The organism is Brevundimonas sp. 357 (assembly GCF_003938605.1).
Taxonomy (GTDB): Bacteria; Pseudomonadota; Alphaproteobacteria; order Caulobacterales; family Caulobacteraceae; genus Brevundimonas.
Genome location: NZ_RHWX01000020.1, coordinates 1 through 24,682, shown reverse-complemented (window position 1 = coordinate 24,682; position 24,682 = coordinate 1). Strand labels below are relative to the sequence as shown.

18 protein-coding genes and 1 tRNA gene are annotated in these 24,682 nt (G+C 66.4%); 9 read left to right on the top strand and 10 right to left on the bottom strand.

Annotation, left to right across the window (positions count from 1 at the left end):
• Window positions 1-127: 127 nt before the first annotated feature.
• On the bottom strand, window positions 128-685 hold the full coding sequence (gene ppa, locus EGK63_RS15145) for an inorganic diphosphatase (protein ID WP_125902163.1): 558 nt from the start codon (window positions 683-685) through the stop codon (window positions 128-130).
• 127 nt (window positions 686-812) lie between these two features.
• Between ppa and EGK63_RS15140 the strand changes: the two genes are divergently transcribed.
• A complete protein-coding gene (locus tag EGK63_RS15140) occupies window positions 813-1,499 on the top strand; it encodes a DUF599 domain-containing protein (protein WP_125902162.1) in 687 nt (228 codons plus the stop codon).
• A gap of 240 nt (window positions 1,500-1,739) precedes the next feature.
• On the opposite strand, the gene EGK63_RS15135 is transcribed toward EGK63_RS15140, so the two are convergent.
• The gene (locus EGK63_RS15135) at window positions 1,740-2,561 is read right to left on the bottom strand and encodes an N-formylglutamate amidohydrolase (RefSeq protein ID WP_125902161.1); all 822 of its coding nucleotides are present in this window, start codon (window positions 2,559-2,561) and stop codon (window positions 1,740-1,742) included.
• Window positions 2,562-2,690: 129 nt separating this feature from the next.
• Here EGK63_RS15135 and cpdR point away from each other — a divergent pair, with 129 nt between their 5' ends.
• Together cpdR and EGK63_RS15125 are read left to right on the top strand one after the other, a co-directional pair.
• Window positions 2,691-3,047: a cell cycle two-component system response regulator CpdR gene (cpdR, locus tag EGK63_RS15130; RefSeq protein ID WP_125902160.1), complete on the top strand. Its 357-nt coding sequence runs from the start codon at window positions 2,691-2,693 to the stop codon at window positions 3,045-3,047.
• Window positions 3,048-3,163: 116 nt separating this feature from the next.
• A tRNA-Val gene (locus EGK63_RS15125) sits at window positions 3,164-3,238 on the top strand.
• Between the two features lie 86 nt (window positions 3,239-3,324).
• On the opposite strand, the gene EGK63_RS15120 is transcribed toward EGK63_RS15125, so the two are convergent.
• Both EGK63_RS15120 and EGK63_RS15110 read right to left on the bottom strand, forming a co-directional pair.
• Window positions 3,325-4,443 (bottom strand): site-specific integrase, encoded by a 1,119-nt coding sequence (locus tag EGK63_RS15120; RefSeq protein ID WP_125902159.1) that lies wholly within the window; start codon window positions 4,441-4,443, stop codon window positions 3,325-3,327.
• A gap of 403 nt (window positions 4,444-4,846) precedes the next feature.
• Window positions 4,847-5,335, bottom strand: coding sequence for a hypothetical protein (locus EGK63_RS15110; RefSeq protein ID WP_243637720.1), 489 nt, complete (start codon window positions 5,333-5,335; stop codon window positions 4,847-4,849).
• A gap of 166 nt (window positions 5,336-5,501) precedes the next feature.
• Between EGK63_RS15110 and EGK63_RS15105 the strand changes: the two genes are divergently transcribed.
• The 4 genes from EGK63_RS15105 to EGK63_RS15090 all read left to right on the top strand — a co-directional run bounded on the left by EGK63_RS15105 (window position 5,502) and on the right by EGK63_RS15090 (window position 11,533).
• On the top strand, window positions 5,502-5,807 hold the full coding sequence (locus EGK63_RS15105) for a hypothetical protein (protein WP_003166169.1): 306 nt from the start codon (window positions 5,502-5,504) through the stop codon (window positions 5,805-5,807).
• A gap of 101 nt (window positions 5,808-5,908) precedes the next feature.
• A complete protein-coding gene (locus EGK63_RS15100; RefSeq protein ID WP_125902157.1) occupies window positions 5,909-6,697 on the top strand; it encodes an ImuA family protein in 789 nt (262 codons plus the stop codon).
• Complete coding sequence (locus tag EGK63_RS15095; protein ID WP_125902156.1) at window positions 6,588-8,147, top strand: DNA polymerase Y family protein; 1,560 nt, start codon at window positions 6,588-6,590, stop codon at window positions 8,145-8,147. Before EGK63_RS15100 ends, EGK63_RS15095 begins: the two co-directional genes overlap by 110 nt.
• Complete coding sequence (locus tag EGK63_RS15090) at window positions 8,144-11,533, top strand: error-prone DNA polymerase (protein WP_125902155.1); 3,390 nt, start codon at window positions 8,144-8,146, stop codon at window positions 11,531-11,533. The genes EGK63_RS15095 and EGK63_RS15090 overlap by 4 nt, the downstream gene beginning before the upstream one ends.
• Window positions 11,534-11,601: 68 nt before the next feature.
• Here EGK63_RS15090 and EGK63_RS15085 read toward each other — a convergent pair whose 3' ends face one another.
• The 6 genes from EGK63_RS15085 to EGK63_RS15060 form a co-directional block, all read right to left on the bottom strand.
• Complete coding sequence (locus EGK63_RS15085; protein ID WP_040346201.1) at window positions 11,602-12,684, bottom strand: PepSY domain-containing protein; 1,083 nt, start codon at window positions 12,682-12,684, stop codon at window positions 11,602-11,604.
• Window positions 12,684-14,852, bottom strand: coding sequence for a TonB-dependent receptor (locus tag EGK63_RS15080; protein ID WP_003166172.1), 2,169 nt, complete (start codon window positions 14,850-14,852; stop codon window positions 12,684-12,686). Before EGK63_RS15080 ends, EGK63_RS15085 begins: the two co-directional genes overlap by 1 nt.
• Window positions 14,853-15,146: 294 nt before the next feature.
• The gene (locus tag EGK63_RS15075) at window positions 15,147-16,070 is read right to left on the bottom strand and encodes a LysR substrate-binding domain-containing protein (protein WP_040347066.1); all 924 of its coding nucleotides are present in this window, start codon (window positions 16,068-16,070) and stop codon (window positions 15,147-15,149) included.
• Window positions 16,071-16,073: 3 nt separating this feature from the next.
• Window positions 16,074-17,930: a CocE/NonD family hydrolase gene (locus tag EGK63_RS15070; protein WP_003166174.1), complete on the bottom strand. Its 1,857-nt coding sequence runs from the start codon at window positions 17,928-17,930 to the stop codon at window positions 16,074-16,076.
• Complete coding sequence (locus tag EGK63_RS15065) at window positions 17,927-19,525, bottom strand: AbgT family transporter (protein WP_003166175.1); 1,599 nt, start codon at window positions 19,523-19,525, stop codon at window positions 17,927-17,929. Before EGK63_RS15065 ends, EGK63_RS15070 begins: the two co-directional genes overlap by 4 nt.
• A 15-nt stretch (window positions 19,526-19,540) precedes the next feature.
• Window positions 19,541-22,411, bottom strand: coding sequence for a TonB-dependent receptor (locus tag EGK63_RS15060; protein ID WP_040346203.1), 2,871 nt, complete (start codon window positions 22,409-22,411; stop codon window positions 19,541-19,543).
• Window positions 22,412-23,018: 607 nt separating this feature from the next.
• Here EGK63_RS15060 and EGK63_RS15055 point away from each other — a divergent pair.
• Window positions 23,019-24,437, top strand: a complete 1,419-nt coding sequence (locus EGK63_RS15055; RefSeq protein ID WP_125902154.1) for an ATP-binding protein — start codon at window positions 23,019-23,021, stop codon at window positions 24,435-24,437.
• Window positions 24,427-24,609 (top strand): hypothetical protein, encoded by a 183-nt coding sequence (locus EGK63_RS15050; RefSeq protein WP_243637719.1) that lies wholly within the window; start codon window positions 24,427-24,429, stop codon window positions 24,607-24,609. Before EGK63_RS15055 ends, EGK63_RS15050 begins: the two co-directional genes overlap by 11 nt.
• Window positions 24,610-24,682 lie beyond the last annotated feature (73 nt).

Sequence of the window (24,682 nt, the reverse complement as noted above, 5' to 3'; positions counted from 1 at the left end):
AGGCCGTCAGGCCGAAGTCGGGTGGGGCGGCCGGGTCATTCAGGCGCCGAGGTCAGGATCGCCTCGTCCACAAAAAAGACCCCGCCGTTTCCAGCGGGGCCTTTTCATATTCAGATGCCGACGACAATCAGGCGGCGGCTTCGCCCTTGGCGGCCAGCTTGGCCTGGTGGGCGGCCATGCCGGCGGCGATCAGTTCGGCGGCTTCGCCGGCGTCGCCCCAACCGTTGACCGTGACCGACTTGCCCTTCTCCAGATCCTTGTAGCGGGTGAAGAAGTGCTCGATCTGCTCGATCAGGATGGCGGGCAGCTGACGATAGCTGGAGACCTCGGTGTAGTAGGGGTTCAGCTTGTCGACCGGCACGGCCAGGATCTTTTCGTCGCCGCCGGCTTCATCGACCATCTTCAGCACGCCGATCGGGCGCGAGCGGATGACGCAGCCCGGCACCACCGGGGTCGGGTTCAGCACGATCACGTCGCAGGGGTCGCCGTCGTCCGACAGGGTGTGCGGCACGAAGCCGTAGTTGCCCGGATAGTACATGGCGGTGTGCAGGAAGCGGTCGACGAACAGGGCGCCCGATTCCTTGTCCATCTCATACTTCACCGGCAGGCCGCCCTGCGGGATCTCGATGATGACGTTGATGTCCCACGGCGCGTTGGGGCCGACCGGGATGGCGTCGATGTTCATGATACGCTCTTGTTGCAGGTGCGAACGGGGAGAGAATTGACGCGCGTGATAAGCTTTGCGCGGCTTTACGGCAAGCGTCGCGGCGATCACGCTTGCCTTGCGACGGCCGACGTGGCGTCAATCAGGCATGAGTCTGTTCGATTGGATCGCCCTGTTCGTCTTTGTCGTCGCCTGGCTGGGCTACGGCCCGCTGATCCGCCTGGTGGCGCGACGCAGCGGCTCCCTCAACATGGACATGCTGTCGGTGCGCGACGCCTGGATGCGCGCCATGACCCATCGCGAGATGCGGCTGATCGACAGCCAGCTGATGGGTCATTCGATCAACTCCGCCTCCTTCTTCGCCTCGACCAATCTGCTGCTGATCGCCGCCGTGGCGGGCGTGCTGTTCGGCGGCGAGGCGGCCATGCGCGGTTTCGCCGCCGTCGGCGCCGAACCCGTCGCCCCGCGCCTGATGGAGGCCAAGCTGGCCGTGGTGCTGCTGTGCCTGGCCCGCGGCTTCCTCGACTTCATCTGGGCGCTGCGCCAGTTGAACTACACCGTCGCCCTGATCGGCGCCGCGCCGGAAATCCACGAGGAAGCCGACCGCGTCGCCTATGGCCGCGCCGTGGCGCGCGTGCTGAACCCCGCCCTGACCAGCTTCAACCAGGGCGTTCGCGGCTATTATTTCGCCCTGGCGGCCGCCGCCTGGCTGTTCGGGCCGCTGTGGCTGATGTTGGGGGCCGTGTCGGTGTTCGCCCTTCTGGCCTGGCGTCAGCTCGCATCGCCCGCCGCCGGCGCCATCCGGCAGGCTCGCCGCCTGCTTGAACGGGGCTGACAATCTCGCAACTGCGAAATCAACGGCACGCGCCGCATTTCAGGATCATGGGATTGAGCGGCAAACTCGGTAACATCCCGTGATTGTATAAGATTGAATCGAGACTTGTATTTTTGTGCGCTGCAAACTAACTTGGTTTTCGACGCTTTCGAGCGTCTTGCCCTTCCTGGGCGTTTCCTCCCTATAGACTTTCAAAGCCGCGCCGTTTGGCGCGGCTCTTTTTTGCCTCCAGCGCAGCCGTCAGGCGCGCCAGTCGACGCAAAGCTCGGCGATCACCCGACGCAGGGCCGAGCGGCAGCGCTTCCATCCCGGCGACGGCGCCCAGGCCGCCTCGTCCCAGTACAGGCCCCGGCTCAGTTCGATCTGCACCGCCTGAAACCCGTCCTCCGGCCGCCCCCAGATCTGGGTCGCATAGCCGCCCGCATAGGGCCGGTTCAGCCCGACCGTCAGCCCCTGCGCCTCGAACAGCCGCCGCAGACGCCGCATCAGCAGCGCCTCGCAACTGGTCCCATGCCGGTCCCCCAGCACCACGTCCACGACCCCGTTCGTCGCCCGTGCGGGCATCGAGTGCCAATCGATCAGCACCGCCCGCCCGAACTCGGCCCGCGCCGCCTGCATCATCTCCGCCAGGGCCGCATGATAGGGGGCGTGCACCCGCGCCACCCGCGCCTCGGCCTCGCTTCGCGTCAGCTGACGCCCATAGAGCGGCGTCCCGTCCCCCGCCAGCCGCGCCACCACGCCATAGCCGGCCTGAGCCTTGGCGCTGGCGCGCGGCGCGACCGCATCGACGATCAGGGCCGGATCCCACTCGTCCGGCGCCCGGTTCAGATCGACATAGGCCCGGCCGATACGCGCGGCGATCAGGCTCGCCCCCTCTCCTGGCCCGCAGTCGATCAACTGATCCACCGCCGCGTCTTCGGCGCTGCGGACCGCCCGCGCCGAAGCCGTCGCCCCCATGTCGTCGGGATAGAGATCACCCGAATGCGGTGAGGCGAACACCAGGGGCGTCGCCCGCCCGGCGTCCGCCGGAACGATCCAGAAGGGCGGCTGAGGCGCATCCATGCCTTCGCCATAGCCTGCTTCGCAGCGGAAGGCGCGCCCCGATGCCGCGATGCCCCGTTCGTCTTCATCGCCGGTTTACCCGGCCGGGCCTAGGCTGGCCGCCAATTCCCCAACGGTTTCGATACGATCATGGCGCGCATTCTTCTGGCCGAAGACGACAATTCTCTTCGCGGCTTCCTGACCCGCGCCCTTGAGCGGGCCGATCATGAGGTCGTGGCCTGCGAGAACGGCGACGACGCCATCGACGCCCTGGACCAGGGCCCCTACGACCTGCTGCTGACCGACATCGTCATGCCGGGCGCCGACGGCATCGAGGTCGCCCGCGTCGCCGCCGCCCGCCAGCCGGGCCTGCGCATCATGTTCATCACCGGCTTCGCCGCCGTCGCCCTCAGCGCCGCCCAGGCCTCGCCCCAGGCCAAGGTTCTGTCCAAGCCCGTCCACCTGCGCGACCTGGTGAACGAGGTCGAACGCATGATCGCGGTCTAACCAAAAGAAAAGTCGAAGAAAGGCGTCAAAGCCCCTTGCAGGCCCCGCAAACTGCGGGTTATAGACGCCGCCTTCCCGCCCACCGACACATCAGTCGGCCGGGCCGCAGAACAGGCGGACGCGTAGCTCAGCGGGAGAGCACTACGTTGACATCGTAGGGGTCACAGGTTCAATCCCTGTCGCGTCCACCATTCTTTTCCTTAGGCTTTTCGGAACAGCACCCCACTCGGGAGGTCGTCCTGCCCAGGAAACGCCCATGAAACGCTCCCCGCCCAGGTCATCGCCGACCAATCGCTGAGCGCGCCTCTTCCATGTAGTTCGGACTGTGGTGCCCATAGACCCTGGTGATCAGCCCCTCGCTGGTGCCCGTGAAGCCGGCGACCTGCCAGGTCGGAACGCCCTTCTGAAGCAGCCAGGTGATGCAGGTGTGCTTCAGCGTGTGCGGCGTCACGTCCGCACCCAGGCCCGCCCGCTCCTTGGCGCTTTCAAAGCCGCTGCGCTGACGCTGGATGATCTCCCCATCGTATTCGCAGGGGCCGTGGATCGTCAGTCTGCGCCACCGCCGCAGGTGCGGCATCAGCCGATGCGGGATCGGACAGGGCGGCCGACGCTTCCGCGTTTCCCGTTCCGCAGTTCCCCGACGATGGATGGTTTCCGTGACCAGATCGACCGAGCCTGCCGTCGGGCTTCGCGTCCAGCGCAGGGCCAAAACGGCCGAATGGCGCGTCGCCGTATAGAGGGCGATCAGAATGAAACGGGCCACATGGTAGTTAGGCTCGGCGACACGCCGCCACCCCTTGACGCCGCCCTGTTCGTCAACGCCGACCGCTTCATACCCCAAGGCCCCGCGCAGAAGCCGCGCCGCTTCCATCCGCGTAAGCCAGCGCTCATTGGGCTGTCCCGCGTCCGGCTTGGCGATCGGGATCGGCCGATCCAGTTTTCCATGCCGATGGAGCAGGTTCAGCGCGGCCGCCAAGGTCTCGAGTTCACGTCGGGCGGTGGCCTCCACCACCGGCCTTCGCCCATGGGCGCCGCCGGTTCTCGCCTTCACGTACTTCCGGCAGGCTTCGATGTTGATCGCGTCGCAGGTCAGGTCTCCCACCCCCTCCAGCAGACGGTCGACATGATAGGGCTCGGGACCGGAATGATCGTCCCGCAGAGATTCCAGATAATAGGTCAGCGCATCGGCGACGGCGACCTTGGACGGATGTCCATCGCCGAAGTCAGGCCGGTGCTTGTCGGCTAGATAGCGGCCGAACGCCTCTTCAGCGCCTCGCTGGTCCGACTCGCCAAAGCCCGTGCCGATTTCACGTCCACGGTCGAGGATGACATAGCGGGCCTCTCGACCCTTTCGTTCGCGCAGATAGAGGCGCGGGGGTTGGGCGGGACGCGGCACAGTTCCCTCATCGCTTCGATGGCGGCCAGAGTGGTGAAATCCTTGTTGCCGATCCGTTCGATGACCAGGCGCCCCCGGCTGGCCTCCAACCGCAGGGTGCGCACCGAGACGGAGCCGTCAGGAAAGGCGAGACGCGCCGCCACGGACAGGCGAAGCGGGGTCGAAGACGTGATGGCGTCAGACCTGCGGTCGTGAAGATAACGCTCTACATGGGACAAAACAGCGAACTCGATCGTCAGAGACGACAATCGCTAGGGGCGCCCAGCGGGATGCCGGGACAGACGCCTCTTCGGGCGTCAGTTGTCGTCCACACACACATACAACGAACAGCGTTCCAGGCGCAACAAGAAAAAACACCTATCTTGTTGTTTTTGTTAAGAAATGATCTGCGCCTGGCAACACATTACGTCTTCTGATCTTTCCGCAGCCAGTCCGCAGCGACGAACGCCTTGTCCAGAAAGATCGCCACCTTCTCCCATTCGGCCCCCGCACGACCGCCCTGCGCAGCCTTCCGGCGCACTTCGGCCAGAAGCTCCTCCCGTTCGATGTAGGCTGCGATCCTTTCCAGGTCAGGCCGCCGCGGCGGCGGAGCCGACCGAGCGCGTTCTTTGGCTTGCTCCCGCGTACAGGCGCCCTTGAGGCGATTGGCGCGGTCGCTGATCACGCGAACATTCCCAGGCACATAGCCTTGGGCGGGCCTGATGCGGTCCAGCGAAGGCGATCCGCTCGACCGTTCGGAACCTGCCGCCAGCGGCACGCCGAGCACAGGACAAACGGGCGGCACCACCACGTCGCGACGGCGCAGGTTGAACGGGAGACTCAGACGCGCCGCCCTTTCTCGCGCCCTTTCCAGCAGGGCCGCAACCGGATCGCGACGCCGCCGCTGGCGCATATAGGCGCTCATATAGAGGGCGTTGCAGCGCCGACAGTTGGCGCGCTTCAGCTGCGCTCCGTGAATGGGACAATTCAATTCGAATTGGTTCTTCATGGACAGATAAGACTCCACGTTGATAATGAGTCCATGAATTCAAAATGAGTCTAAAGAGTCAAATTTAATTATGAAGACACCTCGTGCGCGCTCCCCCAACCATCCCACAGGTGCCCAACTGCGCGGCGCCCGAGGCCTTCTGAATCTGTCGGTCCTGGACCTGTCGGAGCGCACCGGCCTGGCCGTGAACACCATCAAGCGCGCCGAGGCGACGAACGACTTCGCGCCGATCAACCGCGCCAACGCCAACCTGTTGGTCACGGTGCTTCAGAATCTAGGCGTGGTGTTTCTGCCTGCGGACGAGGTGGTCGGGGCGGGCGTTCGGCTGGAAGCATCAGACACGCCGGCATTTGCGCGACGGCGAAGTGGGGATTGAGGCCAACCAAACGCCAGAATCGGTCGTTGTCAGTGACCGTATCGAGCCTTGTCTCCCGCTTCGCTTGACTCCCCCAGGGGGTTGGTACGCATATAGAACATATGGAGAACATTTGTTCACGGCCTGACGCTCTGGCGGCGCTGAAGACTCGCCTGGAGGCCCTGGATAGGGCCGGCGGTCGTCGCGTCGGCGCAGGCGTGCGCGCGGGAGGCGACGACGCCTTTGCGTCTCTGGCTACGGGCGTTCTGCATGATCTCTACGCCGCTGCGCCCGCCGACGCGGCGGCGGTCAACGCCTTCGGGCTGGGCATGGCGCTGCGGGCGGCGGCGGGGCGGCCCATCGTCTGGGGCCTGCATGAGATGATGGCCCAGGAGGCGGGACGGCCGCATGGGCCGGGCCTGCATGAGATGGGCTTGTCGCCGCGCGACCTGCTGCTGGTGCGGACGCGCGACGTGCAGACCCTGTTGGCCGTCGGCGAAGAAGCCCTGCGCAGTCCCGCCGTGGGCGCCGTGCTGTTGAGCGCCTGGGGCGAGGCCAAGGCGTTCAGCCTGACGGCCAGCCGCCGACTGGCGCTGGCGGCCGAGACGGGCGGTGCGACCCTGTTCCTGGCGCGGGCAGGCGCCCTGCCCTGCCCCAGCGCGGCCGAGACCCGCTGGTCCGTGGGCTCTTACGCTTCGGAACCCCTGGAAGGCGGGGCGCCGGGGCAACCGTCTTTTTCGGCGACCCTGCTGCGGCGGCGCGGCGGCGGGGCGACCGGGACCTGGATCATGGAGTGGGATCGTGAACAGCGAACCTTCCGCCCGCCCGCGCCGCTATCTGGCGGTCTGGTTCCCTTGGCTGCCCAGCGACCGGCTGCGGCGTCAGGAGCAGCGGGACGGCGCGCCGCCTGAGGATGCGCCGCCGGTCGTCCTGGCCGAGAAGATCAAGGGCGCGCTGCGGCTGGCGGCCGTCGATCCGGCGGCGGCGCGAGCGGGACTGACCCCTGGCCTGGCCCTGGCCGACGCGCGGGCGCGGACCCCCGCCCTGCGCGTCGTCGCCCATCGCCCTGACATCGACGACGCCCTGCTGGGGCGGGTGCTGGAGGATTTCGGCCGCTTCACCCCGATGATCGCGCTGGACCCGCCGCACGGCCTGATGCTGGACGTGACCGGCTGCGCCCACCTGTTCGGCGGAGAGACAGGCCTGATGCGGACGGTTCAAGTGCAAGCCGAACGCGCCGGACTCAAAATCCGGTGCGCCTTGGCCGGCACGCCACAGATCGCCCGCGCCCTGGCTCGCTTCGGCCCCGGCGGCCGGTTCGAGCCCGGCCAGGATCGCGCCGCCGCGCGCCGCCTGCCGGTCGCCGCCCTGGAGCTTTCGGACAGGGAGGACGAGGCCCTGCGTCGCCTGGGCCTGAAGCGGCTGGGCGATCTGGACGACCGGCCTCGCGCGCCCCTGGCCGCCCGTTTCGGCGTCGACTTCCCGACCCGACTGGCGCGGGTTCTGGGCGACGAGGACATACGCATCACCCCGCATCGCCCGCCCGCCCCCGTGGCCGTCGACCGCGTCTTTTTCGAGCCGATCTCGGCACCCGAGGACGTGGAGCGGGTCCTGTCCGACCTGCTGATCGAGGCCATGGACCGGCTGGATCAGACCGGCCTGGGCGGCCGCGCCTTCGAGGCCGGCTTCTATCGCGTGGACGGCGAGACGCGCCGCATCGTCGTCCACACCGGCCGCCCGACCCGCGACGCCACCGCGACCCTGCGGCTGTTCCGCGAGCGGATGGCGGCCCTGGCCGCCCCGCTGGACCCCGGGTTCGGCTTCGACCAGATGCGGATGTCCGTGCCCTGGACCCAGGCTTTGGCGCCGACCCAGCAGGGGCTGGAACGCGAGACGCCCGGCGAAGAAGCCTTCAGCCGCCTGATCGACCGGTTGACCGCGCGTCTGGGGCCGGAGGCCGTGCTGCGCTTCGAGCCCTTCGCCTCGCACATTCCTGAACGTGCGGCGCGACTGGTCCCGGCCGCCGCCCGTCATGGCGACGAGACCTGGCCCGACCTCGATTCCGACGATCCGCCCCTGCGCCCCCTGCAGATGTTCGACCCGCCCCAGCCGGTCGAAACCCTGGCCGAGGTCCCCGACGGCTATCCGCTGAAGTTCCGTTGGCGCCGCGTCCTGCACGAGGTGACGCGCGCCGAAGGGCCCGAGCGGATCAGCGGCGAATGGTGGCGCGCGCCGAACCAGCGCACCCGCGACTATTACCGGGTCGAGGACCGGGACGGCCGTCGCTTCTGGCTGTTCCGCCAGGGTCTCTATGGCGAGACGCTCGAGCCGCGCTGGTTCATCCACGGCCTGTTCGCATGAGGAGGCTCGACCCTTGCGGCGCGTACGCCGAGTTGGCGACGGCCAGCAACTTCTCCTTCCTGCGCGGCGCCTCGCATCCCAAGGACCTGGTGCTGACGGCGATCCTGCGCGGCCATGCCGGGCTGGGGCTGGCAGACCGCAACACCGTGGGGGGCGTGGTGCGGGCCTGGAGCGCGCTGAAAGAGATTCGCGTCGAGGGTCTGGCCCCGCCGGACAGGGTGCGCGACGGCGGCAGTCCCGGCGAGATCGCCTTCATCGAGGACCCGCTGAACGATCCGGCCCTGTCCGAAGAGATGAAACGTCGCGCGGCGGGCTTCCACCTGCTGACCGGGACGCGGCTGGTCTTCAACGACGGGACGCCCGACGTCATCGCCTATCCGGAGACGCGGGCGGGCTGGGGTCGGCTGACGCGCCTGCTGACCCTGGGCAATCGCCGGGCGAAGAAGGGCGAATGCGAGATCGGTCTGCGCGACCTGCTGGCCGATCCCGATGACCTGCTGCTGATCCTCGTCCCGCCCGATCGACTGACAGGGCTGGAAGAGGTGCTGGCCCGCATGAATGAGGCGGCGCCGGGCGCGGTCTGGCTGGGCGCCGCCCTGCACAGGCGCGGCGGCGACCGGCGGCGGCTGGCCCGGCTCAAGGCCATGGCGGAGCGGGCGAAGGTTCCCCTGCTGGCGCTCAACGACGTCCTCTACGCCGCTCCCCATGACCGCGACCTGCAGGACGTCCTGACCTGCATCCGCGAAGGCGCGACCATCGAAACCGCCGGCCGTCGGCTGGAGGCCAACGCCGAACGCTGGCTGAAGCCCGAAGATGAAATGGCGAGGCTGTTCAAAGACGCGCCCGAAGCGGTGACTGAGACGACCGCCTTCCTGTCGCGCGCGACCTTCGATCTGGCCGAGCTCAGCTATCAATATCCGAAAGAGCCTGTTCCGCCCGATTGGAGCCCACAGGCCTGGCTGGAAGAGCTTACGGGGCGGCACGCCGCCATGCGTTACCCTGACGGCGTTCCCGACAAGGTCCAGGCCCTGCTGGACAAGGAACTGGCCTTTATCGCCCGCAAGGACATCGCGCCCTATTTCCTGACCATCTTCGACATCGTCCGCGTGGCGCGTGACAAGCGCATCCTGTGTCAGGGGCGCGGCTCGGCGGCGAACTCGGCGGTCTGCTATGTCCTCGGCATCACCTCGGTGGATCCGATGGAGTCCGATCTTCTGTTCGAACGCTTCCTGTCCGAAGATCGAAACGAACCGCCCGACATCGACGTGGATTTCGAGCACGAACGACGCGAGGAGATCATCCAGCATATCTACGAACGCTATGGCCGCCATCGCGCCGGCATCGCCGCCACCGTCATCCATTTCCGTCCCCGCAGCGCCATCCGCGAGGTGGGCAAGGTCCTAGGTCTGACCGAAGACGTCACCGCTCGGCTGGCCTCCAGCCACTGGGGCAGTTGGGGGACCGAGATCGGCGATCGCCACGTCGTTCAGGCGGGACTGGATACAGCCAACCCGATGATCGCCCGCGCGGTCGAGATGGCGTCCCGTCTGCTGAACTTCCCCCGCCACCTCAGCCAGCACGTCGGGGGCTTTGTCCTGACCCAGGACCGGCTGGACGAGATGGTTCCCATCGGCAACGCCGCCATGCCCGACCGCACCTTCATCGAATGGGACAAGGACGACATCGACGCCCTGCGCCTGATGAAGGTCGATGTGCTGGCGCTGGGGATGCTGACCTGCATCCGCAAGGCCTTCGACCTGATCCGCGCGCATGAGAAGGAGGATTGGGAACTGCACACCCTCCCGCGCGAGGACCCGGCCGTTTACGACATGCTGTGTCGAGGCCAGTCCATCGGCGTCTTCCAGGTCGAGAGCCGGGCCCAGATCAACATGCTGCCGCGGCTCCGGCCACGTTGCCTCTATGACCTTGTCATCCAGGTCGCCATCGTCCGCCCCGGCCCGATCCAGGGCGACATGGTTCACCCCTATCTGCGTCGCCGCAACGGTGTGGAGGAGGTCGTCTATTCCTCACCCTCCCCAGATCACGGCCCGCCCGACGAACTGGAACAGGTGCTGCACAAGACCCTCGGCGTGCCCCTGTTTCAGGAGCAGGCGATGAAACTGGCCATCGTCGCCGCCGAGTTCAGCGACGGCGAGGCCAACGGCCTGCGCAAGGCCATGGGCACCTTCCGTGGCGACGGCAGCCTTCACACCTATGAGACGCGCATGGTCGGGCGGATGGTCGAGCGCGGCTATGATCCGGTCTTCGCCCAGCGGTGTTTCGAACAGATCAAGGGCTTCGGCTCTTACGGCTTTCCCGAAAGCCACGCCGCCAGTTTCGCCCGGCTGGTCTACGTCTCTTCCTGGATCAAGCACCGCCACCCGGCGGCCTTCGCCTGCGCCCTGCTCAACAGCCAGCCCATGGGCTTCTACGCCCCCGCCCAGATCGTGCGCGAGGCGCAGGAGGTCGGCGGGGTCGAGGTGCGCCCGATCGACGTCTCGCACAGCGACTGGGACAACAGTCTAGAGGGGTCTGAGAAGACGCCCGTCCTGCGTCTGGGCCTGCGCCAGATCGACGGCTTCAGGGAGGATTGGGCGAACGCTCTGTCAGCGGCGCGGGCCGAGGCGCCCTTCGCCGATATCGAAACCCTGGCCCGCCGCGCCGAACTGCCCGCCGCCGCCATGCGCAAGCTGGCCGACGCCGACGCCTTCCGTTCCCTGGGACAGGATCGACGCGAGGCCCTGTGGGCGGTGCGGCGATTGCCCGACGACAATCCCCTGCCCTTGTTCGCCGCCGCCGAGGCGCGCGAGCGCGGCGCCCGCGAACTGGGGAGCGAGCCCAACGCCCATCTGCCCCTGATGCCGCTAGGCGAACACGTCGCGGCCGACTATCAGACCGCACGCCTGTCGCTGAAGGCCCACCCCATGGCCGTCCTGCGCCCCGTCTTCGCCGCCGAGCGAGTCCTGACCTGCGCCGAAACCGAGGCGAAACGCGGCGGCTCGCGGGTGCAGGTCGCCGGCGTGGTCCTGGTGCGTCAGCGGCCCGGCAAGGGCAACGCCGTCTTCGTGACCCTGGAGGACGAGACCGGCATCACCAACGTGGTCCTGTGGGCGCGGATGCTGGACCAGTTCCGGCGCGAGGTCATGGGCGCCCGCCTGATGCAGGTCGAAGGCGTCGTCGAGAAAAGTCCCGAAGATGTCGTCCACGTCGTCGCCCGCCGCATCATTGACCGCAGCACCGAACTGTCCCGCCTGTCAGAAGACCACGAAACCCACGTGCAGTTGGTCCGCGCGGACATCGTCGCCCATCCGCAACCGCCGCGCCAACCGTCGCACCGGCATCCGCGCGACGTGCGCATCCTGCCGGGGTCGCGGGATTTCCACTAAGCGCCAGGAGCGGTCGTTCATGCCGCGCCCGAAAGTTGGCTTCCACAAGCCGTTACCGGTCCTCGTCGTTAGGCCTTCTTGCGTCGCCGCTTCGGCAATCCGCTCGGATTGCCCCAGAAGGTGACGACGGCCAGAGATCCCAACAGCGTCAACGCTAAGCCAGCCACAGTCACGATCAGCCGATAAGCCACTCCCCCGACCTTGGCCGCATGGATCGGATACTGGGCGTTCGCGACCCGCAAGCCGAGCGGCAGGGTCAAGGCGTCACGCGCGCCGACGATGCGACCGTCCGCCGGGTCAAACCAGACTTGGGTACGGCCATTGGGCAGCCATTCCGCCGCGCGCCGCATGCGCAGGCTGATCAGCCCCCCAGGCTTCGTGGGCAGGGACAGAATGCGCGGGTCCGCATCAGGAAAACGGCCTTGCGCCGCCGCCATCATCGCCGGCCAGTCGAGATCGACGGACAGGGGGCCGCCTTCATGTTCCGGCGGCGCCATGATCGCCTTCAAATTTTCCCTCGGCGACAGGACTTTGGCTAGGCCTTCGTATAGCGGGGACAGGGCCAGAATCGCGCCGGTCGTCAGGATCACGGCCAGCAGCGGCGCGCTCCACGCGCCCATGTCGCGGTGATGTTTGACAACTCCCGCCCGTTTCCAGGTCTTGGGCAGGGCGGCGAAGACAAAGGTTCTTCGCGTCGGCCACCACAGGATCACCCCTGTGACGACGAAGCCAAGACCGGCCAGGCCCGCGATCCCGGCGATGGTCTTTCCGACATCGCCGATCAGCAGATAGTGATGCAGGTCGAACAGCCACAGTTCCGGCCGCGCCCACAGGCTGTCCCAGCGCGCCACCACCTGCCCCGACTGGGTCGCATAGGCCCCGCGCGTCTTCTCTTCATAGTTCAGGCGATGGATGCCCAGACGATCGTCGGCCAGGATGACCGAACGCGGCCGGTCGGACGCCGAAAACGCCTGCTCCAGCGCCGCCCCGATCAGCCGGGGGTCCGAAATCCGCGCCTCTGTCGCATGAGGCACGACGGCGCGCAGCCAGTCGTCCTTGAACACCAGAACGGTTCCGGTCAGCCCCAGGACGAACAGCAACAGGCCGACCAGCCCCCCGGTCCAGCGATGCGCCAGTTGGACCAGACGCATCAGAAGCGACGGTCCCACCCGAGGGTGAAGGAACGGCCCCGACCGGCGAAGTAGCGCAGGTTGTCGGTCGGATTGCTGGTGTCTGAGCTATAGGTCAGATAGTCCTCGTTGAAGAGGTTCTGCACCGCCAGCGACACGCCGCCGAACGAGAAGTCGTAGCGCAGATAGGCGTCGGCCACGGTGTAGCCTTCGAAGTTGTTGCGCGGATCGCCGCCCTCGAAGTCACGCGCCAGATAGGCCTGGACCTGTAGACGCGCCGACAGCGGGCCGTTGGCGTAGACGGCTGCTGCGTTGATCCGGTCCGGCGAGATATTGGCCCCGTCCAGATCCTGGTCCACCCGGCCGTCGTCGTTTGTGTCGGTCTGGCCGCGCAGGCGGGCGTAACCGGTCGAGACCGTCAAGCCTTCAATCGGCGTGCGAGCGCGCAGATTCAGTTCCAGCCCCTCGATCTCAACCGCCTGACGCTGGACATCATAAACGCCGTCAGCGTTGCGAACCAGAAACTGGCCCAGGTCCGACGAGGACCAGAAATAGGTGGCGCCGACCTCGAACGGACCGCGCTTCACTTCCAGGCCGATCTCCTGATTGTCCGAAACCACAGGACTGATGTCGAGGAAGCTGTCGACCTTGACCCCATCGACGTTGATCGAGCGCAGGATGCGGCCGACGTCCGGCACAGTGTAGCCCTCGGCGTAGCTGGCGTAGGCGCGCACGCCGTCCATCGGCTCATAGACCACGCCGCCGTTGACTAGCGTCGCTTCGAACTTGGGCTTGCCGCCCGTCACTCGACGCGAGCCGTAGGAAGCCAGGGTGGTGAAGTCGTTGACCGACAGCTCGACGTTTTCCTGACGCACGCCGCCGGCCAGACGCACCTTGCCGTCGAACAGGCGCATATTGGCCTGAACGAAGGGGGCGACGCTCTGGAACTCGGTCGGCGGCACCCAGGCGCGGTTGGTGGCGATCAGAAGCTGTTCAGTGCGATCCTTCATCGCGTCCAGGCCCAGGGTCGCGGTCAGACCCGGCACGCCCGGCACGGCCCGTTCATAGCTGGCCCGCGCGCCCAGCTTGCGCGAACGGTTCGACGATTGATCGAACAGGGTGCCGATGGGGGCGATGCTGGCGTCCTGCATGGTAGCGGAACGGTCGCCGCCGAAGGTGTCGCGCGTACGGTTGAAGAAGACCTGGGCGCTGAAGTCACCGCCCCACAGGTCACTGTCGGTCAGCGAGGCCGAGACCGTCTCGACCCGATTGCCGGCGGGTTCGCCCTCGATCTGGCCGCGCTCGCTGCTGGCCGGACGGCCGATGCTGCGATCGCCAGGGACACGGACATAGTCGCCGTCGCCCTTCAGCTCGAAACGGTTGGCCAAGAGGTCCAGGCGCACCGTGTCGGTCAGATCCCAGCCGAAGCGACCGAAGAAGGACAGGGCCTTGGAATCCTGCACCTCGCCCTGGGTGTTATCGACGCCGACGCGGCGACCATTGGCGTCATAGAAGGCGCCACGCTGGTCATAGGCCACGCCGAAGACGCCGTCGAAATCGCCGTGGCGATAGGCGGCCAGTCCGCCCAGCTTGGCTCCGATCCCGTCGCCCTCAGGTCCGCCCGAACTGGACACCTGCGCCAACATCCGGCCGGTCAGGCCGTCCTCGGTCGGCGCCCCGATTGTCACCTGATTGACCACCCCGCCGGTGGCGCCGATGCCCTGCAGGGCGTTGGAGCCGTAGATCAGCTCGACCCGGTCCACGAAGAAGGGGTCGATCGTATAGCCGTCGCGCGAGCCGTCGCGGATCGGCGTCGACTGCGGAATCCCATTGATGGCGTAGAGCGGCGAACGGCCGCGCAGGCTCTCGCCCGAACCCGTCAGCTTCTGCCGGGTCGGCGAAAAGGACGGCGACAGGGTCGCGACCGCATCGATCACCGAGCCGCTGATGGCCACCTGCTCCGACAGGGCCTTGCGGTCGATGACGTCCACCGTCATCGGCAGGGCGCTAGCCGGCAGGACGGTCCGCGCCGCCGTCACCACCACCTCCTCTACCGTGCTGACCTGCGGCTCCTGTCGCGCCGTCTGGGCGGCGGCAGTCGAGGCGAAGGCGGTTCCAGCCAGTAGAGCAGAGACGGCTGCAAAGCCGGATGATCGACGCAGCGACAAGGCGGGCGAGACGAAGGGCATAGGGAGGCTCCTGAGGAAGGCCTCGCGCTTAAATGCAATTGCGAGCTATTTGCAATACATGATCTAGCCTAAGTGTCTCATTTGGCTGGTTCCAGTTCCCGTCATCCCTCCCTGAACCACCCCAACACGCCCGTCGCGTGTCTCCGCTGTCGGCATTGCGCCAGAAACGGCCATTGCTCGCCGTCAGTAAGCGGACATTCGGGTCCATTGCTGGAGGCCGTTTTGCCCAAGCCTTGATTGTGATTAACGAGGCCGATTTCGGGATGAAACCTACGGACCGAAATCGCCCCCAAGCTAGTCCACAGCCGGTTCTTGAGCCGGTGGCAGCAGTCTAAGAAACTCCTCGGCCAGACGCGACGGCTTGACGCTGCTGGACACCACGAAGGCGTATTCATGCAGAATGTCTGGATTGAACCGACGCAGCACGGTTTGATCGCGCACATAGGCCTGCGCCAGTCGTTCGTTGACGATAGCTACGCCGACGCCGCGCGCAGCCAGGGCGCAAGACGAGGCCACCGTGTGGGTTTCAACGCAGATTCGGGGGATGACGCCGGCCTCGGCGAAGGCGGCCTCGACCTGGGAGCGGAACCGCCGCCCTTGCCCTAGCATCACCAGAGGCGTGTTCTTCAGGTCCTGCGCCATGATTTCGGGCAATGCCGCCAAAGGATGATCAGCCGGAAGGACGCAGGCGGTCTTACTGACCAGAACCGTGCACGAGTCCAGATCGTCGCGGTTCAGCGGCAGTTTGACGAACCCGGCGTCGACGGCGCGCGACGCGATCATGCTCTTGGCCGTCTCCACTCCGTGCGAGTCGATCGAGAGATGAACGCGCGGATAGCGTTCCAGAAAATCGGCGATGACGTCCGGAAGCACCGCTTCCAGAAAGCTGGGCGGGGCGACCAGGCGCAGCTGGCCGACGCGAAAATCCGAGATGTCGCGGGCCAGCTCCTGAACCCGGTCGACGTTATCCAGCGCGCGCTCGACCTCTTCGTACAGCAGCAGCCCGTCCTGCGTCGGAATCAGCCGTCCCCGGTCACGGTAGAAGAGCTCAAAGCCGAGATCCTGCTCCAGCTGGGCCAACATCCGGCTGGCGGCCGGCTGAGTCAGGCCCAGGACGCGTGCGCCCGCCGTCACCGACCCCAGTTGCAGGATCGCCTGAAACGTCCGCATGGCGCGCAGACGGATCGGTCGCCGGGCGCCGGCCGAGACCAGCGCCATCATTCAGCTCCCGCGCGCCGGAACGATCGGCAGGACCAGCCGCGACAGACAGGTCGGCCCGGTGTGGATGCGGTTGATCGCGACCACCGCCCCGCTGGCCTCGCCTGCCGGGGCGCCCGAGCCTGGATTGACGTCGAAGTGGGGGAAGTTGCTGCTGGCCATGTCCAGGCGGATACGGTGGCCCGCCGCGAACAGGTTGCTGGTCGGAAACAGCTGGATTTCGACGTCATAGACCTCACCCGGAACCAACGGGCGCGGCGCCGCGAAGGAGTCCCGGAACCGTAGGCGCAGCACGCCGTGGGTCAAGTTCAAGGCGTAGCCTTCTGGATGGTCGGGGTTGGGCGGATAAACATCGACCAGCTTGACCGTCACATCCGTGTCCAGCGCCGAGGACGACACCCACAGGCGCGCAGTGATCGGCCCGGTGACCTCGACGGCCGCCGTCAGAGGCGCTGTCTCGAACGTCAGGACGTCGTCGCGGTCGGACAGGGCGCGTCCGACGACCGTCGCGCCGAACAGGCCAGGCGTCTCTCGCTGGTCATAACCACCCGCCGCCATGACCGGCGCGCCCGAGGCGATGGCCCCGCCGATGGTCGGCACGGGATCAGCCGGATCATGACGCCAGCTCCGCTCGCCCGGCGGCGGCGCTTCGGTCGACAGGCCGCCGTCGGCGTGCAGGTGAAAGTCGGTGAACACCGTACCCGGCAGGGGCCAGCCGGCCTCGGCCCGCCAACGGCCGCCGTGGTCCAGCCGCCCCTCCGCGGTTCTGCGCCCGCTGCCGCCGCCCATGACGAACAGATTGACCGGCGCCGCCAGGGCGTCGGGCGCGACCCGCCCCTTCAGCCAGCAGTCGAACCAGGCCCGGCGCAGGGCGAGGTAGTCCGGCGCCAGATTGCCGTCCAACGTCGCCGCAGGACCGAAATCCACGTCGCCCGCGTGGCGGACGGAGCGCTGGCCATGCGTCCACGGTCCCATGACCAGCTTGACCGGCCCGGCCTTGCTGCGGCTGAACCGGGCGTAGTTCTCCGTCGCCGACAGGGCGTAGGGATCGTACCAGCTGCTCATGAAAACCATGGGCGCGTCGGTGAACCCACCCTCATGGCAGGCGGCGCAGAAGTCGGGCGCGCGCCAGAAGTCGTCGAAGGTCTCGCGGCGCCACATGTCCCGAATAAAGGCGTCGTATTCGGGGGCGGCGGCCAGCGGCGTCCGCCCCGGCCGCCATGGGTTGACCGCCATCCAGTCGCGCACGTCCTGAGCGTTGAGGGCCTCCAGCCGCGCAGGGTCGTCCTGACTGAGCGGGGACAGGCGAGCGTGCTTCATGGCCCAGGTCAGTTGTTTCAGCTCAAAGGCCCCTCCCTGACGCACCCCGCTGTGGAAGGCGCTGGAGAATCCGCCAGAGTCCATGAACATGGCCCGCAGCCCAGGCGGGTTCAGACAGGCGGCCGCTGCCTGAACATGGGCGCCGTAGGACAGGCCCAGGGTGCCGATCCGGCCGTCGCACCAGGGCTGCTGCACCAGCCAGCCCATGACGTCGAAGCCGTCCTCGGCTTCATTGGCGTATTTGGTGAAGACGCCCTCGGAGCCGTAGCGCCCCCGGCAGTCGACCAGCACATAGGCATAGCCGTCCTGCGCGAACTCGGCTGCGATCGCAGGCTTGGAACGCGGGGTCGGATCGGCGGCGCTGCGGTCGGCGTGGTTGGTCCCGCGCCGGTCATAAGGCGTGCGCTCCAACAGGACGGGCAGCGGTCCCTCATCGCCCTCAGGCAGATAGACGTCGGCGGCCAGGCTGACGCCGTCGCGCATGGGGATCATGACGTCGCGCAGGATGCGGACGCCCGGCAGATGCGGCAGATCGGTCATGGCGTAACGGCTGAAGCGGCCACAGCAGGCTGCGGCAGGTGATAGGCGGCCGGCGCGCCCGGTCCGACCGGCAACTGGAGCCCCACCCATGTAAGGATCAGCAGCATCCCCGCCACGCCGAAGGCGGCGCTGTAGGGCAACATCAGGGCGATCATCGACCCCACGCCGAACTTGGGCTTCCACTGCTGGCACATGATCAGGACCAGGGGGAAGTTGCTGGCCAGTGGGGTGACGATGTTGAAAATGGAATCGCCCATCCGGTAGGAGGCGGTGGTCATCTCGGGCGACACGCCGAGCAGCATCAACATGGGAACCACGACCGGCGCCATGGCGGCCCACTTGGCGGAAGCCGAACCGATCACCAGGTCCAGAACCGACGACATCAGCAGCAGGCCGACCAGCAGAAGCGGCAGCGGCAGGGCCAGGGCCTTCAGGCTCTCGGCGCCCTTCACCGCCAGAACCGGCCCCATGTTGGACCAGCTGAACATAGCCACGAAGTGGGCGGCGAAGAAGGCGAGCACGATATAGGGCGCCATGCTCTTCAGCCCATCGGCCATCATCTTCACCAGATCGCGGTGCGAACGAATGGTCCCCGCCGCCGCGCCATAAGCCCAGCCCGTCGAGACGAACAACAGCATGAAGGCGGCGATCAGGGCGCCGTAAAAGGGCGCCAGGCGGCGCGGCCCCACGGCCTCATGATCCACCAGGGGGCTGAAACTCGGCCATAGGGTCAATGCGGCGAACAGGCCGACGACCACCAACGCCGCCAGACCTGCGCGACGCAGGCCGCGTTTCTGCGCCGGCCCCAGAACACCCAGGCCCGCAGCCTCGGCTTCGCCCGCCGTGCTGTCGCCGTCCCAGACGCCCAGGCGCGGCTCGACCACCCGGTCGGTCAGAAACCAGGCGATGGGGGTGAAGACCACGCCGATGGCCAGGGTGAACCACCAGTTGCCCAGCGGATTGACCCCGAAACCGGGGTCCAGCAACTGCGCCGCCGGGGCGGTGATGCCCAGCATCAACAAATCGAACTGACCGGGGATTACATTGCCCGCAAAGGCGCCCGAAATCCCCGCATAGGCGATGGCGATCCCGGCCAGCGGGTGTCGCCCAGCCTTGGCGTAGACCAGGGCCGCCAGAGGGATCAGCACCACATAGGCCGCATCGGACGCATGGTGTGAAAACAGGCCGATGACGAACACCGCCGGGGTCAGGAAACGTACCGGCAGCCGTCGCACCCCGCCGCCCAGAAGGGCTGCGAACAGACCCGACCGCTCGGCCACCGCCGCCCCGATCATGACGACCAGCACCAGCCCCAAAGGCGGGAAGCTGGTCAGGGTCTTGGGCATGTCGACCAGCAGCCGGGCCACATTGGCCTCGGACAACAGGCTCTGAGCCTGAAGCCGCTCGCCCGTCACCGGATTGACGGCGCTCCACTGGGTCCAGTCCGCCACCACGGAGGCGGCGACCAGCACCCCTATGCAGAACAGCAGGATGAAGACCGGATCCGGCAAGGCGTTGCCCATCGCCTCGATCCGGTCGAGCCAGCCCCGTTTCCGCCGACCGGCGTCGGTCGGCGGAGCCTCGGTGTCCGTCATGAGAAACGCCTGATCCTAGAACTGGAAGCCTAGGCGAACGTAGGCGCTACGGCCCCGCACGTCATAGGTGTACATGTCGAAGTTGATGGGGGCGTTCGCGTAGGACGCCGGCGGCATCACGTCGAAGAGGTTGTTGACCCCCACCGTGATTGTCGTGTCGTAGCGCTCGAACCGATAACCCGCCTCCAGATCCTGATAGAAGACGGCGTCGGTCTTGGCGTCCTTGACCGGGTTCACCACGTCGGTGCTGTCGCCGATGTAGCGGCCGCGCCACGAGGCGTTCCAGGGGCCGTCGCTCCAGCGCAGCGAGGTCTGGCCCTTCCAGTGCGGATAGGTCGAACGCGAACGGTCGCCATTGCCCGCGCGGTCGTCGACGATGGACGGGCCGCCCGCCGGGTCGGGACTGACGGTCGAGAACTCGCTCAGATAGGAGACGTCCACCATGGCGGCGAAACGGCCGACCGAGGTGCTGAACTCATAACGCGCGGTGGCGTCGACGCCCGAGGTGCGGATCTCGTTCAGATTCTGCGCACCCTGCACCAGGTTCAGCACGGCGCCGGTCGAGGCGTCGCGGGTGATCAGCGAGCAATAGGGATCACCGCGCACCGCGCACAGATTCATGATCTGGGCGGCCGACTGGGAGGCGATGGCGTCCTGGATGGTGATCTCGTACCAGTCGACCGTCAGGCTCAGACCCGGAACCCAGCGCGGTTTGAAGGCGACGCCCAGGCTGTAGGTGTCGGCCGTCTCAGGTTTCAGGTTGGTATTGCCCGAGGTCGTGCCGGGGATCAGGGTCTGATGGTTCTGCTGGTGATAGGTCGCAGGCACCCCGGCGCAGCCCGGCAGGCTGGGGTTGGCGGCGCCGCCGCCGTTGCACGGGTCGATGACCTGCAGCAGCACCTCGCGGCCGCCCTGGAACAGCTCCAGGATCGAGGGGGCGCGGAAGCCCTGCGACCAGGTGCCCCGCACCAGCACGTCCTCGACCGGCCGCCAGCCCAGGCCGACCTTCACAGTGGTGGCGTCGCCGACGGTGTCGTAGTTGGAATAGCGGGCGGCCAGGCTCAGATCGAGGCTCTGCGCCATCGGCATGTCGCGCAACAGGGGCGCGGCCAGCTCCACATAGGCTTCATGCAGGCTGTACTGGCCCGTCGTCGGCACGCGCGTCTGAGACGATGTGGCGGCATAGGCGCTCGACAGATATTTGGACGGCGCATTGACCACGGGGTCCGGCGTGTCGGTCGCCTTGTTCTGGCGATATTCATAGCCCGCCGCCACGGCCAGCGGACCGGCCGGCAGCTCATACAGGTCGCCGGTGACGTTGAACGCCAGGTCGTAGATCTCAGTGCTGTTGGACTCGCGCGTGGTGAAGCGGATGTAGTCCGCCGCCTCGGCGCTCATCGGCCCGAACAGATTGACCGGCACGCAGCCCTTCGTGGCGGCGCAGGTCGCCGGATTGCCCAGCCCCAGGAACAGGTTGTCGTAGTTGATGCCGTTCAGCGCCGAAGACTTCATCTCGTTGCGGGCGTAACTGCCGTAGGCGTCCCAGCTCCAGTCACGCTCGAACAGGCGGATCTGGCCGTCAAAGCCCGCGCCGAAGCGGTAGGTCTTCACGTCCTGGATGTTGTCGCGGTTGCCCACGTCGGACATGACCTTGCGCACCCGCCACGCCTGATTGGCGTTGAAGGCCAGGGCGTTGGCGCTCGGCACGCCGTTAGCCGTGCCGAAGGGGTTGTAGGCGTGGTTCGCCGACACGCTGAAGCCGCGCACCGAACCCGCCGTGCCGCCGATATCCAGCGGCACCGGCGCAAACATCTGATCCGACACCCGACGGTTGAACAGCGCCTCGGCATGGAAGCTCAACGTATCGGACAGGTCGCCGCGATAACGGCCATAGAAGCCGTAACGCTCGCTGGGGCCGGTCGTGTAGACGCCCTGCGTCAGCGGGTTGAAATAGTCGCCCGGGAGGCTGGCCACGTGAAAGCTGTTATCCGCCAAGGCGCCCGCGCCGATGGAGCCGAAACCATTGGCCGTGATCGGCGAGGCCGAGCTGGCGAAGCCGGCGCCCGTGCCGAAATAGGCGTTGTTGGCCAAGCCCGGCAGGGTGAACAGACCATAGGGGCTGGTGCCCGGCGCCGTCAGCGGCACAAGGGAAACCCGCGTCAGGTCACGATCTGTCGTCAGGATCGGGCTATCCTTCACATAGCTGGCCGAGAAGACCAGGGCGCCGTTGTCGAAGCGCTTGCCGAAGTTGGCGATGGTCTGAACCTGCTCGCCGTCGCCGCGATCGGTCGAGCCGTAGCGGGCGCTCAGACGCACCCCGTCGAAGTCGCGCAGGGTCTGGATGTTGACCACCCCGGCGATGGCGTCGGCGCCGTAGATGGCCGAGGCGCCGTCCTTCAGCACCTCGATGCCCTCGATCATGCCCAGCGGCATGGTGTTCAGGTCGACGAAGTCGCGGAAGCCGCGCTGGCCCACCCCGTCCACCCAGCGGTGGCCGTCGACCAGAACCAGGACGCGGTTGCCGCTGCCCTCGGCGCCGCCGAGGTAGCGTAGGTTGATCGACGAGGCGCCGTAGGAGGTGCCCTGGGTGCCGTTGCTGTTCAGGCTAACGCCCGCAGAGGGCAGTTTCTGCAACAGGTCGCCGATCGAGGTCGCGCCGGAGCTCTTGATGTCCTCAGCCGTCAGCGTGAGCACGGGCCCCACCGAATCGGCGTCCTTGCGCTGGATTCGCGACCCGGTGACGACGATCTCGCTGACCGAGGTGGCCGCTTCAGGCTGCGCCGCCGCCTGCTCCTGCGCCCAGGCGCTCCCCGCCCCAATCCAGGTCAGAACCGCCAGCGCCGCGCCGTTCCGCAGGCGTCGCGCCTGTCCACTCACCAATGCCATGATAATCACTTCCCGATTTCCGATGCCCTGCGCCGCCCCTTTTTTGGATCGAGACGTGCGATTGGGCCCACAAAGGCCGGGGTGCGAGACCGAATGCAATAATATTGCAGTTCCGTATCGAGTCATGCGCTGACGGCATAACCGAACAGACGGATCGCCATTTTATGACTAAAGATTAAAGGGGATGTGATGGATCCACCAGGTCGTCCTACGCCATGAAATCCGAGTACGCGAACTCTCTGACGTCGCAGATGCGCCATGAGCGGACATAGGTTCCAGTGCGCATTCCGGACGTTCATGCGGCCGGAGGCACGGCATGGTTTCGCCGCTCCGTTCACGGCGCTTTATCCCTACTAGGCCGGTCTGCGACGGTCATTTGTGCTTGCCGACGGAATTGAAGCAGTCGCTGATAACCTTAGCCTGCACTCCAACTCTTCAGACACCTCCGTACGAGCCGCGAAACCACTGCGCTGATCGCTCTGGTTGCAGCCGATCCAACCGTCGGCCTAGACTAAATGTTCGCTGATTCAAGGTTGGGGAAATGGCGCGGACGTTTCGACTTATTCGCGCCGGTGGGCATCCTCCTGGTCACAGGTCATCAGTGCCTATGTTCGACGAACCGATCGTGGAGTTCGTCCACGACGGTCAGCAACAACCGGACGACTGCGCCTATTCGGTCGTCATCGGGAACAACGGTTCCGGCAAAAGCCGCCTCCTCGGCAATATCGCCGGTGAGTTCGTTCGCTTCCATCGGGGTGCCAGCGGGCGTGGCGGGCGATCCCGCAAGATTCGGGTTCTGGACTACGCTGTAGACGGCCGGCCCTCTGTCAACGCCTTTGAAGACGTTTGGGCTCCACGCCCGTCGGTGGACCTTTTTCCAGAGTTGCCATCCCGCCTGATCGCGGTTGCTCTTACGGTCGTGGACAAGTTCCCCCTCGAACCCTCGGGGTCCAGCGACGATGTTCTGGAACGCAATCTGCTCTCCGACGGCGAAGACCCGCAGTTCTATTGCTACGTCGGAATGCGGGACCGGACCAATCGGGCCTCGATCTCGGCCCTGATCTATCGCGCGCTCGACGGCTTGGACCGCGCCCGCAGTGGGCAGGACAACGAACGGCTCAGCCAGGTTTTCGATCTGCTCGGCTATGCGCCCGAGATCCAGGTCAGGCTGGGTCTCGGAATCACTCCAGACGTTGCGGAGTTCGCCCGAGGCGAACGGGATTTGGAGAAGGTGTCGGACACAGACACGCGACTGCTCACCCGTCTACGCATGGCGTCCAGAAGCAAGCGCTACTCGATCGATTGGCTGCGACGCGCGCTCTACCCGTTCGTTTCCGCGACCAAGGCGAAAACGATCAGCTACAACATAACTTTCGACGGCGCCCTTCGGTCGAGCCCGTTCGACAAGGAGGCACTGCGGCTATTGCGGCGACTGGGCGCCCTGACGCTTAAGAGCGTCATCGTCCGACGCCACGATGGTTTTGAGCACGATCTGAGAGACGCCAGCTCCGGCCAGATCACGATGCTGACGGTTTTCCTGTCTGTGGCCGCGAACCTTCAGGACGGCAGCCTTGTCTTGATCGACGAACCGGAGACGAGTCTGCATCCTGACTGGCAAAGCCGGTACATCAACCTGATGCGCGAGGTCTTCTCAAACTTCAGAGGCTGCCATTTCGTCTTCAGCACCCATAGTCCGCTGATTGTGGCTGACATGCCCGAGGGGGCGAGCGTCTATTCAATGGATCGGCGTGAGACGGTATCCAGCGCCGAGCTGATCGGACGCTCACCGGATTATGTAATGGCGAGAGCATTCGATGTCGTCGAGCCGTCAAACCTCTATCTGCGCGATGTCTTGGCCGAGGCGCTCCGCTTGGTTGGCGAACGCCAGATCGGGTCCGAAGCCTTCGAAAAGCAGCTGACGGAATTAGTCCGGCTGTCAGAAACGATGGACGATGGCGAACAGGTCAAGCGCATCGTGAAGGATCTGCAGGACGCCAAAGCGGAGCTGTCGCCCGATGGCGGTTAAGGCGATCGTTTTTAGTGACGCGCAAGCTGGCCTGATCAAGACCGCTTTCGACGAGGCGCTGGAATGGGGCAGCGAAGAGCTGACCGGCCTTCGGGGCGAGATCAAACGCTTCTATCTCACGGAACAGGCCCGGCGCTGTTGCTACTGCCGCAAGCAGATCCAGACCAACTGACGTGCCCCTGAGTTTTCATCCAGCGGCGACCAGAGTCCTTGGGTTAGTTACGCCTCGCAGCGTGGGGTGAGCA

Coding starts and splice junctions, on each gene's coding strand:
- ppa (WP_125902163.1), bottom strand. CDS start 685: ATGAACATCGACGCCATCCCGGTCGGCCCCAACGCGCCGTGGGACATC.
- EGK63_RS15140 (WP_125902162.1), top strand. CDS start 813: ATGAGTCTGTTCGATTGGATCGCCCTGTTCGTCTTTGTCGTCGCCTGG.
- EGK63_RS15135 (WP_125902161.1), bottom strand. CDS start 2,561: ATGGATGCGCCTCAGCCGCCCTTCTGGATCGTTCCGGCGGACGCCGGG.
- cpdR (WP_125902160.1), top strand. CDS start 2,691: ATGGCGCGCATTCTTCTGGCCGAAGACGACAATTCTCTTCGCGGCTTC.
- EGK63_RS15110 (WP_243637720.1), bottom strand. CDS start 5,335: ATGCGCCAGCGGCGGCGTCGCGATCCGGTTGCGGCCCTGCTGGAAAGG.
- EGK63_RS15105 (WP_003166169.1), top strand. CDS start 5,502: ATGAAGACACCTCGTGCGCGCTCCCCCAACCATCCCACAGGTGCCCAA.
- EGK63_RS15100 (WP_125902157.1), top strand. CDS start 5,909: ATGGAGAACATTTGTTCACGGCCTGACGCTCTGGCGGCGCTGAAGACT.
- EGK63_RS15090 (WP_125902155.1), top strand. CDS start 8,144: ATGAGGAGGCTCGACCCTTGCGGCGCGTACGCCGAGTTGGCGACGGCC.
- EGK63_RS15085 (WP_040346201.1), bottom strand. CDS start 12,684: ATGCGTCTGGTCCAACTGGCGCATCGCTGGACCGGGGGGCTGGTCGGC.
- EGK63_RS15080 (WP_003166172.1), bottom strand. CDS start 14,852: ATGCCCTTCGTCTCGCCCGCCTTGTCGCTGCGTCGATCATCCGGCTTT.
- EGK63_RS15075 (WP_040347066.1), bottom strand. CDS start 16,070: ATGGCGCTGGTCTCGGCCGGCGCCCGGCGACCGATCCGTCTGCGCGCC.
- EGK63_RS15070 (WP_003166174.1), bottom strand. CDS start 17,930: ATGACCGATCTGCCGCATCTGCCGGGCGTCCGCATCCTGCGCGACGTC.
- EGK63_RS15065 (WP_003166175.1), bottom strand. CDS start 19,525: ATGACGGACACCGAGGCTCCGCCGACCGACGCCGGTCGGCGGAAACGG.
- EGK63_RS15060 (WP_040346203.1), bottom strand. CDS start 22,411: ATGGCATTGGTGAGTGGACAGGCGCGACGCCTGCGGAACGGCGCGGCG.
- EGK63_RS15055 (WP_125902154.1), top strand. CDS start 23,019: ATGTTCGACGAACCGATCGTGGAGTTCGTCCACGACGGTCAGCAACAA.
- EGK63_RS15050 (WP_243637719.1), top strand. CDS start 24,427: ATGGCGGTTAAGGCGATCGTTTTTAGTGACGCGCAAGCTGGCCTGATC.